At 71.4% G+C, this 14,381-nt stretch carries 11 protein-coding genes; 6 read left to right on the top strand and 5 right to left on the bottom strand.

Features of this window, described 5'->3' with window-relative positions:
* The first annotated feature begins 127 nt into the window (after positions 1-127).
* The 3 genes from HMPREF0731_RS10210 (at position 128) to ligA (ending at position 4,932) form a co-directional block, all read left to right on the top strand.
* Complete coding sequence (locus tag HMPREF0731_RS10210) at positions 128-973, top strand: outer membrane protein assembly factor BamD (protein ID WP_007004028.1); 846 nt, start codon at positions 128-130, stop codon at positions 971-973.
* A 19-nt stretch (positions 974-992) separates the two neighbouring features.
* Positions 993-2,663 (top strand): DNA repair protein RecN, encoded by a 1,671-nt coding sequence (gene recN / locus HMPREF0731_RS10205; protein WP_007004027.1) that lies wholly within the window; start codon positions 993-995, stop codon positions 2,661-2,663.
* A gap of 109 nt (positions 2,664-2,772) precedes the next feature.
* Positions 2,773-4,932: an NAD-dependent DNA ligase LigA gene (gene ligA, locus HMPREF0731_RS10200; RefSeq protein WP_007004026.1), complete on the top strand. Its 2,160-nt coding sequence runs from the start codon at positions 2,773-2,775 to the stop codon at positions 4,930-4,932.
* A 63-nt stretch (positions 4,933-4,995) separates the two neighbouring features.
* Here ligA and HMPREF0731_RS10195 read toward each other — a convergent pair whose 3' ends face one another.
* Positions 4,996-6,765 carry an aminopeptidase P family protein gene (locus tag HMPREF0731_RS10195; RefSeq protein WP_007004025.1) on the bottom strand — a complete coding sequence of 590 codons (1,770 nt, stop codon included), beginning with the start codon at positions 6,763-6,765 and terminating at the stop codon, positions 4,996-4,998.
* Between the two features lie 191 nt (positions 6,766-6,956).
* Between HMPREF0731_RS10195 and HMPREF0731_RS25930 the strand changes: the two genes are divergently transcribed.
* Entirely contained in the window at positions 6,957-7,295 is a 339-nt protein-coding gene (locus HMPREF0731_RS25930; RefSeq protein WP_007004024.1) for a DUF1127 domain-containing protein, read from the top strand.
* A 380-nt stretch (positions 7,296-7,675) separates the two neighbouring features.
* On the opposite strand, the gene HMPREF0731_RS10185 is transcribed toward HMPREF0731_RS25930, so the two are convergent.
* From HMPREF0731_RS10185 to HMPREF0731_RS10175, 3 genes are read right to left on the bottom strand one after another with little or no spacing between them, the layout of a single operon-like run.
* Positions 7,676-8,590: a 50S ribosomal protein L11 methyltransferase gene (locus tag HMPREF0731_RS10185; RefSeq protein WP_007004023.1), complete on the bottom strand. Its 915-nt coding sequence runs from the start codon at positions 8,588-8,590 to the stop codon at positions 7,676-7,678.
* Complete coding sequence (locus tag HMPREF0731_RS10180) at positions 8,590-10,815, bottom strand: ATP-dependent helicase (protein WP_040612898.1); 2,226 nt, start codon at positions 10,813-10,815, stop codon at positions 8,590-8,592. The genes HMPREF0731_RS10185 and HMPREF0731_RS10180 overlap by 1 nt, the downstream gene beginning before the upstream one ends.
* 8 nt (positions 10,816-10,823) lie before the next feature.
* Positions 10,824-11,228, bottom strand: a complete 405-nt coding sequence (locus HMPREF0731_RS10175) for a pentapeptide repeat-containing protein (RefSeq protein WP_007004021.1) — start codon at positions 11,226-11,228, stop codon at positions 10,824-10,826.
* Between the two features lie 95 nt (positions 11,229-11,323).
* Between HMPREF0731_RS10175 and HMPREF0731_RS10170 the strand changes: the two genes are divergently transcribed.
* Positions 11,324-12,334, top strand: a complete 1,011-nt coding sequence (locus tag HMPREF0731_RS10170) for a hypothetical protein (protein ID WP_007004020.1) — start codon at positions 11,324-11,326, stop codon at positions 12,332-12,334.
* Between the two features lie 130 nt (positions 12,335-12,464).
* Here HMPREF0731_RS10170 and metF read toward each other — a convergent pair whose 3' ends face one another.
* A complete protein-coding gene (gene metF / locus HMPREF0731_RS10165; RefSeq protein WP_007004019.1) occupies positions 12,465-13,430 on the bottom strand; it encodes a methylenetetrahydrofolate reductase in 966 nt (321 codons plus the stop codon).
* 168 nt (positions 13,431-13,598) lie between these two features.
* Between metF and HMPREF0731_RS10160 the strand changes: the two genes are divergently transcribed.
* On the top strand, positions 13,599-14,381 hold a 783-nt coding region (locus tag HMPREF0731_RS10160; protein WP_007004018.1), incomplete at its 3' end, for an MlaA family lipoprotein.

Genomic DNA, 14,381 nt, shown 5'->3' with positions numbered 1-14,381 from the left:
GCGCCGCCGAGCCGGTCGCGGCCTGAGCGCCGCGCCCCGGGCCGGACGGCGCGATGACCGGCCGCACGGCAAGATGACCCGCCCCCCTTGCCGTCCGGCCCATGCCGCATGGTATAGAGCGACCGCCATGCGCACCCGTCTGAACCGGACTCTCCGCCTTTCCCTGATCCTGGCCGCCCCGCTGCTGGTGGGCGCCTGCTCGGCCTGGGATGGCAAAGACAGCTCCCTGCGACCCAGGGCCTCAGTGGCCGACCAGTCGCCGGAGGCGCTCTACGCCGCGGGCATCGAAGCCCTGCGCCAGGAGCGCTACCAGCAGGCCGTCGAGATGTTCGACGCCGTGGAGAGCAACCACCCCTACTCCACCTGGGCGACCAGCGCGAAGCTGATGTCCGCCTATTCGGAGTACATGCGCAACCGCTACACCGAGGCGATCGGCGCGCTGGACCGCTTCATCCAGCTGCACCCGGCGCATCGCGACATCGCCTATGCCTACTACCTGCGCGCGCTCTGCTACTACGAGCAGATCGTCGATGCCGAGCGCGACCAGCGCGGCACGGAAACCGCGCTGGCCCAGCTGCAGGATGTGGTGAACCGCTTCCCCGACAGCGCCTATGCGCGGGACGCCCGGCTGAAGATGGACCTGGCGCGCGACCACCTGGCGGGGCGCGAGATGATCGTCGGCCGCTTCTACCAGGCGCGCGGCCTCTACACCGCCGCCATCGGCCGCTTCAAGCGCGTGGTCGAGGACTACCAGACCACCAACCACGTGCCCGAGGCGCTGCACCGCCTGACCGAGGTCTATCTGGCCCTCGGCCTGACGGAGGAGGCACGGCAGACCGCCAGCGTGCTCGGCCACAACTATCCGGGCAGCCCCTGGTACCAGGATTCCTATGCGCTGCTGGTGCAGGGCGCCACCCCCGCCCCGCAGGACCGGCCCGGCTTCATGCGCCGCGCCTGGAACTCGGTGTTCTGAGCCGGCGCGGTCCGGTCGCATGCTGACCTCGCTGGCCATCCGCGACGTCGTGCTGATCGAGCGGCTGGACCTCGCCCTCGGTGCCGGCCTCACCGTGCTGACGGGCGAGACCGGCGCCGGCAAATCCATCCTGCTGGACAGCCTGGGCCTCGCCCTCGGCCAGCGCGCCGAGGCCGGCATGGTGCGCGCCGGCCAGGCCCAGGCCTCGGTCACCGCCTGTTTCCACCTGCCCGATGGCCACCCCGCCAATGCCCTGCTGGCCGAGCAGGGCATCGAGGCGGAGGATGAGCTGGTGCTGCGCCGCGTGGTGCAGGCCGATGGCCGCTCCCGCGCCTTCGCCAATGACGAGCCGGTGGGCGTCGCCCTGCTGCGCCGCCTGGGCGCACTGCTGGTCGAGGTGCAGGGCCAGCACGACCAGGTGGGGCTCGCCGACCCCGCCAGCCATGCCGGGCTGCTGGACGCCTTTGGCGGGCTGGAGGCGCAGCGCAACCGCGTCTCCGACACCTACCGCGCCTGGCGCGCCGCCGAGCGCGCGCTGAAGGACGCGCAGGAGGCCATCGCCCAGGCACAGCGCGACGAGGAATGGCTGCGCCACGCCGTCGACGAGCTTTCCGCCCTCTCGCCCGAGGAGGGCGAAGAGGAGGCGCTGGCCGCCGAGCGCCAGGGCATGCAGCAGGGCGAGCGCCGGGCCGAAGCCGTGGCCTCGGCGCTCTCCGAGTTGCAGCCGCGCGACCGGCGCGGTGGCACCGCCCCCTCCGCCGCGCTGCGCAACGCCGCCCGCGCGCTGGAGCGGCTGCCGCCACCGAACGAGGACGCCGCGCCGATCCTGGCCGCGCTCGGGCAAGCGCAGGACGCGCTGGCCGAGGCCGAGGGCATGCTGGAACGCCTGACCGGCGAGCTGGGCCCCGACCCGCGCCGGCTGGAGCAGGTGGAGGAACGCCTCTTCGCCCTGCGCGCCGCCGCCCGCAAGCACGCCGTCGCCGTGGTCGAGCTGCCCGGGCTGTTGCGCGACCTCTCCGACCGCCTCGCCGCGCTGGATGCCGGGGCGGAGCGCGCCGCCGCGCTGGAGGCCGCCGCCAGCACCGCGCGCACCGCCTACCAGAAGGAGGCCGGCGCCCTCTCCAGCGCCCGCGCCGAGGCCGCCCGCCGGCTGGAAAAGGCCGTCGCCGCCGAGCTGGTGCCGCTGAAGCTGGACCGCGCCCGGCTGCATATCGAGATCGCCCCGCGCGAGGAACGCGCCTGGGCCGCCGATGGCCAGGACCGTGTCACCTTCCTCGTCTCCACCAATCCCGGGCAGAAGCCGGGGCAACTCGAAAAAATCGCCTCGGGCGGCGAGCTGTCGCGGCTGATGCTGGCCCTCAAGGTCGTCCTTGCCCGCGGCTCGCCGGTGCCCACCCTGGTCTTCGACGAGGTCGATAGCGGCGTCGGCGGCGCCACCGCCGCCGCCGTGGGCGACCGCCTGGCCCGCGTCGCCGAACGGCTGCAGGTGCTGGTCGTCACCCACTCGCCCCAGGTGGCGGCCCGCGGCGCGCAGCACTGGCGGGTCTCCAAGGGGGTGCGGGCGGATCGGGCAGAGACGCGGGTCGAAGCCCTCTCGGCCGAGGCGCGGCGCGAGGAAATCGCCCGCATGCTGGCCGGCGAGACCATCACCGAAGCAGCCCGCGCCGCCGCCGACTCGCTGCTGCTGTGAAGGCCGGGGGAATGAATTCCCCCGGACCCCCTTCTTTTTTCTGTCAGGCTGCCGCAGGCCATCGATCGGCGGGCTTCCTTGGGGGGCTGCCGCGCGTTAGCAGGGGGCCATGACCACCCCGCTCCGCTCCCTCCCCGTCACCGCCCTGACCGAGGCCCAGGCGGCCGAGGAACTGGCCGCGCTGGCCCAGGCCATCGCCGAGGCCGACCTCGCCTACCACCAGCAGGACGCGCCGGTCATCACGGATGCGGAATACGACGCGCTGCGCCGCCGCAACGCCGCCATCGAGGCGCGCTTCCCGGCCCTGAAGCGGGCGGACAGCCCGAGCGACGCCTCGCCCGGCGCGGCACCGGCCGCCGGCTTCGCCAAGGCACGGCACGGCACGCCCATGCTGAGCCTGGACAACGCCTTCGCCCCCGAGGACTTCCTGGAGTTCACCAAGAGCATCCGCCGCTTCCTGCGGCTGGACGAGGCGGAATTGCTGCGCTTCGTGGCCGAGCCCAAGATCGACGGGCTCTCGGTCAACCTGACCTATGAGAACGGGGTGTTCGTGCGCGGCGCCACCCGCGGCGATGGCACCGAAGGCGAGGACATCACCCGCAACCTCGAGACCTTCTCGGACAAAAACCTGCCGCGCCGGCTGGCGGCCCCCTTCCCCGAGCAGATCGAGATCCGCGGCGAGGTCTTCATGACCAAGGCGGATTTCATCGCCTTCCGCGACGAGCAGGCCCGCCTGGCCGAGGAGCGCGAGCAGCGCCGCGAGCGCGGCGAGAAGGTCGGGCCCGAGATCCGCATCCCCGCCAATCCGCGCAACGCCGCCGCCGGCAGCCTGCGCCAGCTGGACCCCGAGATCACCCGCCAGCGCCCGCTGCGCCTCTTCGCCTATGCCCAGGGCGAGTCGAGCGCCCCGGTGGCGGAGACGCATTCCGGCTATCTGGCGCGGCTGGCGGAATGGGGCTTCGACGTGAACCCCCTCTCCCGCGCCCTGCCGGACGAGCACGCGGCCGAGGCTTTCCAGGCCGAGATGGCGGCGCAGCGCGCCGGCCTCGCCTATGACATCGACGGCGTGGTCTACAAGCTGGACCGGCTGGACTGGCAGGCGCGGCTGGGCTTCGTCGGGCGGGCGCCGCGCTGGGCCATCGCCTGGAAATTCCCCGCCGAGCAGGCGATGACGCGGCTGCTCGACATCCAGATCCAGGTCGGGCGCACGGGCGCGCTGACGCCGCGCGCGGTGATGCAGCCGGTCAATGTCGGCGGCGTCATGGTGCAGCACGCCACCCTGCACAATGAGGACGAGATCGCCCGCAAGGATGTGCGCATCGGCGACACGGTCATCCTGCAGCGGGCGGGCGACGTCATCCCGCAGATCGTCGGCATCGTGCCGGAGAAGCGCCCGGCCGAGGCGGTGCCCTTCGCCTTCCCCACCACCTGCCCCGCCTGCGGCAGCCATGCGGTGCGCCCGGAGGGCGAGGTGGTGCGGCGCTGCACCGGCGGCCTCATCTGCCCCGCCCAGACGGTGGAGCGGCTGAAGCACTTCGTCGGCCGCACCGCGATGGATATCGAGGGGCTGGGCGAGGAGAACATCCTCCGGTTGCACGAGGAGGGCTTGGTGAAGAGCCCCGCCGACATCTTCCGCCTGCACCGGCACGCGGAGCGGATGCGCGGCTGGGAGGGCTGGGGCAAGGGCGCCAAGACCTCGAAGAAGGTGGACAATCTGCTGGCGGCGATCGAGGCGCGGCGGAACCCGCCGCTGGAGCGGTTCATCTTCGCCCTCGGCATCCGCCGCATCGGCGCGCAGAACGCCAAGCTGCTGGCGCGCCACTACCATTCCCTGGCCGAGTGGCGGGCGAAGATGCTGGCGGCGACCATCATCGGCTCGGAGGCGCGGGAGGAGCTGGGTTCGATCCAGGGTGTCGGCCCCGCCATCGCCACGGAACTCGCGGAATTCTTCGCCGAGCAGCGCAATCGCGACGCGCTGGACGATCTGGCGCGGGAGGTCACGCCGCAGGATGCGGAGCGGCTGGAGAGCGACAGTCCCTTCGCCGGCAAGGTGGTGGTGTTCACCGGCACGCTGGAGCGCAGTTCGCGCGACGAGGCGGAGGCGGTGGCCGACCGGCTGGGCGCCAAGGTGACCAAGAGCGTCTCGAAGAAGACCGATTTCGTGGTGGTGGGCGCCGATGCCGGCTCCAAGGCCAAGAAGGCGGCGGAGCTGGGCGTGCGCACCCTGACCGAGCCCGAGTGGCGCGCCCTGGCCGGCCTGACTGACTGATGGCGGGGTCCGGGGTGGCCCTGCCACCCCGGCGGGGGCCAGGGGGCGGAGCCCCCTGACTTTCTACAGTGGCCGGCACGCCCCTTCGAGCCAGGCCCGCGTTTCCGGCTCCAGATCTGTGGCGATCTCGGCCAGCACGCGGGCGTGGTAGGCATCGACCCAGTTCCGCTCGGCCGGTGTCAGCAGGCCGAGGTCGATGAGCCGCCGGTCATAGGGCACCAGGGTCAGGGTTTCGAATTCCAGGAAGGGCTTGGCCAGGCCCTGGAAGAAGCGCACCAGCAGCAGGTTCTCGATGCGGATGCCGTAATGGCCGGGCAGGTAGAAGCCCGGCTCGTCCGAGAGGATCATGCCCTCGCGCAGCGGCACGGGCTTGGCGGCGCGGCTGATGCTGACCGGCCCCTCATGCACGGACAGGAAGCTGCCGATGCCGTGCCCGGTGCCGTGGTCGTAGTCGAGCCCGGCCTGCCACAGCGCGGCGCGGGCGATGGCGTCGATATGCGCCCCCGCCACGCCTTGCGGAAAGCGCAGCCGGGCGAGCGCGATATGGCCTTGCAGGACGCGGGTGTAGCGGTCGCGCAGCTCGGCGGGGGCGGCGCCGGGGCCAGTCCACAGGGTGCGGGTGATGTCGGTGGTGCCGTCCAGGAACTGCCCGCCGCTGTCGATCAGGTAGCATTCATCGGGACGGATGGGGCGGTTGGTCGCCTCCGTGGCGCGGTAGTGGATGACGGCGCCATTCTCCCCGGCGCCGGAGATGGCGGGGAAGCTCTCCGCCCGGAACAGCGGCAATTCGCGGCGGAAGCCGAGCAGCTTCGCGGCGGCGCTCATCTCCGTCTCGGTTTCGCGCGGCGCGGCCTGGGCGAACCAGGCCAGGAAGCGGGCCAGGGCCAGGGCGTCGCGGCGGTGCGCGGCGCGGGCGCCCTGCTGCTCCACCGGGTTCTTGCGGGCGCGCGGCAGGCGGCAGGGATCCTCGCCCGACCGCACCGTGGCGCCGGCGGCCGTCAGCGTGGCGCTGAACCAGGCCGGGGTGATGTCCGGGTCCAGCCGCACCGCCTGCCCCGCCAGCCCCTCCAGCACGCCGCGCAGCGCCTGCGGCGGATGGGTGGCGACCTTGTTGCCCAGATGCGCCCGCGTGGCCTCGGACAGCTTGGCCGGGTCCATGAACAGGTCGACCGAGGCGTCGTCGCGCAGCAGGGCGAAGCCCAGCGGCAGCGGCGTGTGCTCCAGGTCGCCGCCGCGCAGGTTCAGCAGCCAGGCGAGCGAGTGCGGATCGGCCAGCACCGCCGCCTTCTCGCCGGCGGCGCGCAGGGCGGCGGCGGCCTCGCCGCGCTTTTCCGCCGAGTCGCGGCCGGCATATTCGGCCGGATGCGGCACGGCCGGGGCGGCGGGCGGGGCGGGGCGGTCGGCCCACACCGCGTCCAGCGGGTTGGCGGCCAGCGGCACCAGGGTGGTGCCGGCGCCCAGCCGCTCGATGGCGGATTGCGGGTGCAGCCAGGGATCGTAGCCGATGCGCAGGCCGGCGGCGTGCTCGGCCAGCCAGTCCTGCGGCGGCTGCTCGATCAGGTGGCGCAGTTCCCACAGCGCCGGGTCGGTCTGCGCCGTGGCCTGGGTGGTGTAGCGGCCATCGGTGAACAGCACGGCGCGGCCGGCCAGCACGATGGCCAAGCCGGCGCTGCCGGTGAAGCCGCTGATCCAGGCCAGGCGCTCGCCGCTCGGCGGCACGTATTCGCCCAGATATTCGTCGCCGCGCGGGATCAGGAAGCCGTCCACCCCGGCCTTGGCGAGTTCGGCGCGCAGCGCCGCCAGGCGCGCGGCCCGGCTGTCGGTTTGTGTCACTTCGATCAGCGTCCCGTTAAGAACATGTTTCCACAGGTTTCAATGCAAGAAGCGCATGGCTCGGCTGCCAGAGCAACGCTCCTGTTCGCACCCGCACAAGATTACACCTCCGTCACCGCACCAGGGGCGGGCGGTCGACGGCAGGAGCCAGTCCCGCGGACCACCCCGGCGCGAACATGGAACGCTAGACAATGGACGCCCGCATCACCAAGCCGGAGTTCGACTCCGCCATCTCCAGCGCCACCGGCTCGATGAGCCAGGCGCATGCCGTCGCCCTGCAGGCGATGCGCGCGCGGGATGAGGCGATCGGCCAGTGGATCCGCAAGGCCGTCAGCACCGCCTTCCGCGCCATCGTCGACTACCCGCGCCGCCGCCGGGTCTATGACGAGCTGGCCCTGCTGACCGACCGCGAGCTGGCCGATATCGGCCTCACCCGCTCCGACATCCCCCGCGTCTTCGAGGGCGATTTCGAGCAGAAGGCCCGCCAGGCCGCCAACGCCCCCGCCCAGGGCCGCCCCCAGGCGGCCTGACCAGCGGCGCGACACCGGCGCGGATACGGCCGAGGCTGCGGCACACAGGCCGCACCCCGGAAAAAAACGCATCCGCCCGGAAACCCCTCGCGCGCGCGCGTGTTGAGACCAGCAGAGAGACTACACCGGACCGGCGCTTCCTCCCCCCCTCCCCCCGGCGCCGATCCGGACCCTGAGAACCCCGCATCTCCCCCAGATGCGGGGTTTTTCTTTCGGCTGCCGGTCAGGGCCTGGACGGGAGGGGCTGCACGGCCACGGGACGCTTCGGCCCAGGGTTGCGGGCCGGTTGGCGCAAGCCGGAACGCCGTGCCAGGGGCGCGCCGCTCCACGGCCACGCCCCGCTTCACCGGGAGGCAGCGGCAGCCCGAAAGAAACCCGCTTTACCGGGAGACGGCGGCAGCCCGAAAGAAAGGCTTGCGCAGCACCAGGGCGGACCAGTGGCCCTGGTCGATGCGGCGTTCCAGCACCATGCCGGCGCGGCGATGCGCGGCCAGCACCATGCGCACCTGGGTGCCCAGCAGCCCGGCCAGGATGGCGGTGCCGCCCGGCGCCAGATGGTCCGACAGCGCCTTGGACATGGCGCAAAGCGGCCGCGCCAGGATGTTGGCGAACACCAGGTCATAGGTGCCGGCGCGCACGCTGCGGTGCTTCCAGCCATCCGCCAGCTTCGCCCGGAACTGGTTGCGCAGGCCGTTCATGTTGGCGTTGTCCTGCGCCACGCGCACCGACCAGGGCTCGATATCGGTGGCCAGCACCTTGCGGTGCAGCCGCTTCGCCGCCGCCATGGCCAGGATGCCCGAGCCGGTGCCGAGGTCGAGGATGCGCTTCGGCCGGCGATGCGCCATGCCCTCGAACCCGATCAGGCAGCCGCGGGTCGAGCCATGCTCGCCCGAGCCGAAGGCCAGCCCGGCATCCAGGCGCAGCACGATCTTGCCATAGGTGGTGGGGTTCGGCAGGTGGGTCGGGCGGATCAGCACGCTGGCGCCGATCTCCTGCTCCGGGAAGGCCTGCACGGTGCGGGCCAGCCAGCCATCGGCCTCGACGGGCGCGCGCTTCAGCTCCGGCGGCTCGATGCCCGACAGGGCGGCGGCCAGGATCAGCGCCGGCAGCAGCTCCTCGTCGCCGGCGCCGATCTCGCGCACCGCCTCCAGCCCCCAGGTGTCGGTCGGGTCGTCCTTGAAATAGCCGACGGTGGGGCAGACGATCTGCATCGCCGCCTCGAAGGCGGGCACGGCATGCTCGGGCAGGCCATCGATCGTCAGGGTCTCGAGCAACTGGGGATGGCGGCGGTTCATCAGGCCTTTTCCACGAAACTGTCCAGAACGCGCTTCCGCCCCGCCTTTTCGAAATCGACGTCGAGCTTGTTGTCTTCCGCGTCCAGCACGCGCCCATAGCCGAATTTCTGGTGGAACACCCGAGTCCCGACCGGAATCGGCGCGGTTTTCGCGGGGCGTTCCGACACTTCCCACGACCCCGCCTCGATCACCCGCGGCTTGCGGGCGATCAGCGGGAACTGGCCGGAGAAGGCGGAGGGCATCGCCGCCATGGGCTGGCGGCGCTGGCCGCCCTCCACCGTCACCTGCTCCGGCGGCAGCTCGTCGAGGAAGCGGGACGGGATGGCGCTGGTCCAGTTGGCGTAGATGCGCCGGTTGGCGGCATGGCTGATGGTGCAGTATTTCCGCGCCCTTGTGATGCCGACATAGGCGAGGCGGCGCTCCTCCTCGAGCCCCTTCTCGCCCCCCTCATCCAGCGCGCGCTGGTGCGGGAACAGGCCCTCCTCCCAGCCCGGCAGGAAGACCATGTCGAATTCCAGCCCCTTGGCAGCGTGCAGCGTCATCAGGCTGACCTTGCCATCCTCCGACTGCTCGTCATTCTCCATCACCAGCGCGACATGTTCGAGGAAGCCGGCCAGGCTCTCGAACTCCGCCATGGCGCGCAGCAGCTCCTTCAGGTTGTCGAGCCGGCCCGGCGCCTCGGGCGATTTGTCCTGCTTCCACATCTCGGTGTAGCCGGATTCGTCGAGCAGCGTCGCCGCCACCACCACATGGCCCTCCCGCGACAGCATCTCGCGCCAGCGGGCGAAGCCCTCCAGCAGCTCGTGCAGCGCCTGGCGCGGCTTGGGGCGCATGCCGCCGCTGGCCACCATGCCACCGGCCGCCGCCACCAGCGGCACGCCCTGCTCGCGCGCCGCCTCGTGCAGCTGGCGGAGGGCGGTGTCGCCCAGGCCGCGCTTCGGCGTGTTGACGATGCGCTCGAAGGCCAGGTCGTCGGCCGGCTGGTTGACCACGCGCAGATAGGCCATGGCGTCGCGGATCTCGGCGCGCTCGTAGAATTTCTGGCCGCCGACGACGCGGTAGGGAATGCCCAGCGTGATCAGCCGCTCCTCGAAGGCGCGGGTCTGGAAGCCGGCACGCACCAGGATGGCGATCTCGGCCAGGCTCTGCCCGTCGCGCCGCGCAGCCTCGATGCGGGAGCCCACCATGCGGGCCTCCTCCTCCGAATCCCACAGCGAGACGACCCGCACCTTCTCGCCCGAGGCATCCTTGCGCCCGGGGCGCAGCGTCTTGCCCAGCCGGCCGGAATTCTTGGCGATCAGCCCCGAGGCGGCGGCGAGGATCGGCGCGGTGGAGCGGTAGTTGGATTCCAGCCGGACAATCGTGGCGCCGGGAAAATCCTTCTCGAACCGAAGAATATTCTCGACCTCGGCGCCACGCCAGGAATAGATCGACTGGTCATCGTCGCCGACGCAGCAGATATTTCTTTCAGTCTGGTTCGGGCGCTGCGCCAGCAGCCGCAGCCAGAGATACTGGACGGTGTTGGTGTCCTGGTACTCGTCCACCAGGATGTAGCGGAAATTGCGGTGATACTGCGCCAGCACGTCCGGATGGCCGCGCAGCACCTCCACCACATGCAGCATCAGGTCGCCGAAATCGGTGGCGTTGAGCTGCTTCAGCCGCTCCTGATAGGCGGCGTAGAGGCTGCGGGCACGGTTGTTGGCGAAATCCGAATCCTCCGCCGCGGTGATGCGGGCCGGCGTCAGCCCGCGATCCTTCCAGCGCTGGATGATGCCCATCAGCGCCTGGGGCGGCCAGCGCTTCATGTCGACGCCCGACGCCTCCATCACCTGCTTCAGCAGGCGCATCTGGTCGTCGGTGTCGAGGATCGAGAAATTGCTGGTCAGCCCGACCAGCTCGGCATGCCGGCGCAGCATGCGGGCGCAGAGCGCGTGGAAGGTGCCGAGCCACAGCCCCTCCGCCGGATGGCCGAGAATGGCCGAGACGCGCTCGCGCATCTCGCGCGCCGCCTTGTTGGTGAAGGTGACGGCCAGCACCTGGTTGGGGAAGGCGCGGCGCGTCATCAGGATATGCGCGAAGCGGGTGGTCAGCACCCGCGTCTTGCCGGTGCCGGCGCCGGCCAGCACCAGCAGCGGGCCGTCCACCGTCTCCACCGCCGCGCGCTGCTCGGGGTTCAGCCGGGCCAGGTAGTCATCCGCCGGGTCGAGGCCGCGGGGGCCGCTCATCTCGTAGCTCATTGGCAGGCCCCCACGGAACCGGCGGCGCAGCGCGTCTCCCCATCCACCCAGAGCGCGCCGTCCAGGGTGGCGGTGGACAGGTCGGCACCGTCCAGCCGGGCGCCGGTCAGCTCGGCCCCGGTCAGGTCGGCGCGGAAGAAGCGGGCGCCGCGCAGATCGGCCCGCACCAGCTTGGCGCCGCGCAGCGTGGCGCGGGTGAACTCGGCGCCGCGCAGGATCGCGCCGGTGAAATCGGCCTCGCTGGCCTCGGCCGAGGTGAAACGCGCCCCCGGCGCCTCCGCCCCGCTGAGCTTCGCCCCATTCAGCCGGCCGCGCGCGAAGCTGGTGTCGCGCAGCACGGCGCCCGACAGGTCGGCGCCCGACAGGTCGCGCCCATCCAGCAGGCAGCGCCGCCAATCCACCGCGGGCGCGGGTGGATCGGCGCAGCCCGCCAGGGCCGGGGCGGCCGGCCAGAGGACGGGACCCAGGGTCAGGGCGAGGAGAACCGGAAGGAGGATTGGCGCGCGCACCCCCTGGATATAGAACGGGGAGCGAACGCGGCCAACCGCTGGCCGCCGGAAGCGGGGGATTCGCCATCCTGAGCCTGCCGATCCGCCTGCTGGAGGCGAGCGCGCGCCAGGGCGGCCTGCTGCTGGCCCTGGGCATTTTCGCCGGGCTGTTCATCCCGCCCCTGGCCAGCGCGCTGCGCGACGTGGTGACACCCACCGTCGCCCTGCTGATGACGCTGGTGCTGCTGCGGGTCGATCCCGCCCAGGTGCTCTCCTATCTGCGGCGCCCGGCGCTGGTCGCGGCGCTGCTGGCCTGGCTGCTGCTGGCCTGCCCGCTGCTGGCCTGGGCGGTGGCCAGGGCCACCGGGCTGGACGGGCCGCTCGGCGCCGCCCTGGTCATCATGGCCACCGGCTGCGCCGCCACCTCCTCCCCCGCCTTCGCCCGGCTGGTCGGGCTGGACGGGGAGATCGCGCTCGTCGCCTCCCTCCTCTCCACCCTGCTGGTGCCCTTCACCGCGCCGCCGCTGGCGCTCGGCCTGCTCGGCATCGACCTGTCGCTCTCGGTCACCGGGCTGATGGCGCGGCTGGCGCTGGTGGTCGGGCTGCCGCTGCTGCTCTCGCTGGTCATCCGCCGCCTGGCCGGGCCGGCGCGGCTGCACCGCTGGGGCCGCTCGGTGGACGGGGCGGTGGTGCTGCTGGTGGTGTTCTACGGCTTCGGGGTGATGGACGGGGTGCTGGCCCGGCTGCTGGCCGAGCCCGGCTTTGTCCTCGGCGGCATCGCGCTCGCCTTCGCCGGCAGTTTCGCCCTCAATGCGTTGACAGCGCTGGTGCTGTGGCCGGCGGGGAAGCGCGTGGCGCTGTCGGCCGGGCTGCTCTCGGGCAACCGGAACATGGCGCTTTATCTGGCGGTGCTGCCGGCCAGCACGGATGCGCGCATCCTGCTGTTCTTCGCGCTGTGCCAGTTTCCGCTGTTCCTCAGCCCGTTTCTGCTGAAGAGTTTTTATCGGAGAATCAATTAAGGGTTCTTTTTTAGAAAAAAGAACCAAAAAACTTTTGTCATTTGGCGTCCCGCCTATGGCCTGAGGCGGGACGCCAAACTGAAAGAAGTCTTTTTGCTTCTTTTTCTTCAGAAAAAGAAGATTCTGATATTCAAGCCTTCGGTCGGGCGCCCAGGATATGCGCGATGGCGTAGCTGAGATCCGCCCGGTTCAGCGTGTAGAAATGGAACTCGTCCACGCCATTGGCCTGCAACAGCCGCACCTGCTCGGCGGCGAGCGCGGCGGCCACCATGCGGCGGGTGTCGGCGTCCTCCTCCAGCCCCTCGAACAGCTTGCCCATCCAGGGCGGCACCGAGGCGCCGCACATGGCGGAGAACTTCTTCACCTGGGTGAAATTCGACACGGGCAGGATGCCCGGCACGATCGGCACGGTGATGCCGGCCGCCAGGCAACGGTCGAGGAACCGCAGATACAGCTCGGTGTCGAAGAAATACTGGGTGATGGCGCGGGTCGCCCCGGCATCGATCTTGCGCTTCAGGTTGTCGAGGTCCTGCTCGGCCGAGACCGCGGTCGGGTGCGTCTCGGGATAGGCCGCGACCGAGATCTCGAAATCGCCGATGCGCTTCAGCCCGGCCACCAGGTCGGCGGCATAGGCATAGCCCTCGGGGTGCGGGACATAGCCGGCCTCGCCCGCCGGCGCGTCGCCGCGCAGCGCCACGATATGGCGCACCCCGGCCTCCCAGTAGCGGCGCGCCACCTCGTCCACCTCGGCGCGGCTGGCGCCGACGCAGGTCAGGTGGGCGGCGGGCGTCAGGCTGGTCTCGGCCACCAGCCGCGCCACCGTGGCGTGGGTGCGCTCCTGCGTCGTGCCGCCCGCGCCATAGGTGACGGAAACGAAGCGCGGCGCCAGCGGCTCCAGCCGGCGGATGCAGGACCAGAGCTGCTGCTCCAGCGCCTCGGTCCGCGGCGGGAAGAACTCGAAGGACAAGGCCGGGGCGGGCTGCTCGCTCGGCACCGGCAACCCGGCCACGCGCGGGCCCGTCAGCCAGCGATGCAGCGTGCCCTGGCGGTCGGACGCCAGGGCGGTGGAGGCGGCGTGGTCGGCGAGGTGGTTCATGCGCTACACTTACTGCACCGCCGCGCGGAAATGAACGGGGCCTGCATCCGCCCCGCGCACGCAACGTTGTTCCGGGCAGCTTGACCTTTGGCTGTTCCATACATTCATCCCAGCATGTATGTAAGCCTCTCTGCCCGCCCCCTGTCCCCCTTCAGGACCACGCCATCCATGCGCTCCCTTCGCCGCCCGCTTCTCGTGCTGCTCGGCCTGCTGGCCGTGTCCGGTTGCGCCACCCGTCCGCCGGCGAGCGAGCCGGAGGCCCTGGCCGAGTACGAGCAGACCAACGACCCACTCGAGCCCTTCAACCGCACCATGTACGCGGTGCATGACGGCATCGACACGGTGCTGCTGCGCCCGGCGGCGCAGGTCTACCGCTTCGCCATCCCGCAGCCGGTGCGCGGCGGCATCCGCAACGTGCTGGCCAATCTGCGCAGCCCGGTCATCCTGATCAATGACGGGCTGCAGGGCGAGACGCAGCGCTTCGGCACCACGCTCGGCCGCTTCCTGCTGAACACGACGCTGGGCCTGGGCGGCATCTTCGACGTCGCCAAGGATTTCGGCCTGCCCGCGCATAGCGAGGATTTCGGCCAGACCCTGGCGGTCTGGGGCGTGGGCGAGGGCCCCTACCTGTTCCTCCCCGTGCTGGGGCCGAGCAACCCGCGCGACCTTACCGGGTTTGGGGTGGACATGGCCGCGAACCCGCTGACCTGGGTGGTGGCCAATGGTGACAACACGCTGGAGAATCTGGGCTATGTCCAGCTCGGCCTGACGGTGCTCGACACCCGCGAGGGCCTGCTGGACGCGATCGACGATGTCAAGGCGACCAGCCTCGACCCCTATGCGACGCTGCGCAGCGCCTATCGCCAGCGCCGCCAGAACGAGATCCGCAATGGCGGCGACCGGCCCGCGCCCGGCAATGCCACCGGCACGGGCTTCGGCGCCGGGGCCGGG

The sequence above is a fragment of the Pseudoroseomonas cervicalis ATCC 49957 genome, from assembly GCF_000164635.1.
Classification (GTDB): Bacteria; Pseudomonadota; Alphaproteobacteria; order Acetobacterales; family Acetobacteraceae; genus Pseudoroseomonas; species Pseudoroseomonas cervicalis.
Note: the sequence above shows the minus strand (reverse complement) of the source record. Positions and strands in the feature narration are given on the sequence as shown.